Annotated in this window: 1 protein-coding gene; it reads left to right on the forward strand. The window is 44.4% G+C overall.

Going from position 1 to position 649, the window contains the following annotated elements:
* Positions 1-162: 162 nt before the first annotated feature.
* Positions 163-649: restriction endonuclease subunit S (locus tag HMPREF9440_RS10910; RefSeq protein WP_008541155.1), on the forward strand; the 487-nt coding region annotated here is incomplete at its 3' end.

Consider the following 649-nt stretch of genomic DNA (forward strand, 5'->3'; position numbering starts at 1 on the left):
GAACCTCTTCCGTGAAGAGGTTCCCTAACTCAACTACAATCAGCAAAAGAGAGTCTTCTCTTCAAGATTTTTTCGACTCAATGTTCAACCTTCAAACTGCGCCCATCTGAAAGTAAAAAGCTCACCACAATCGTCGAGGTTTCCGGCGGGCACACCCCCAGCATGGCCGACAAGTCACTTTGGGAACCCGGTAAGAACATTTGGTTGACATCAAAAGATGTTAAATCCGAGTACTTGAGTGACTCTGAAATGAAAATTTCAGATAAAGGCCTCAAAAACCTACAGCAATACCCAGCCAACAGCATGGTTTTGGTTGCTCGAAGCGGCATCCTCAAGCACTCCCTGCCTCTAGCATTGGTGCGAACCCCCTTTACCGTAAATCAAGACCTTAAAGTCCTTCAAGTCAAAGAGGACAACCCCGAGTTCATATTTTTTGCACTGAAAGCCAAGACCCGCAAAATCCTACAGAACTTCGTAAAGTCAGGTACAACGGTACAAAGCCTCATGATGCCTGAGTTGATGCAAATGGAATTAGAAATACCGAACAAAGCCACACAAGATCGAATTGCAAACTTTTTCATCTTGTTCGACAAAAAGATTGAAGCTCAGCAGAAAAAACTTACGGAACCTCTTCACGGAAGAGGTTCGA

Origin of the sequence: Sutterella parvirubra YIT 11816 (genome assembly GCF_000250875.1) — a bacterium.
Taxonomy (GTDB): Bacteria; Pseudomonadota; Gammaproteobacteria; order Burkholderiales; family Burkholderiaceae_F; genus Sutterella; species Sutterella parvirubra.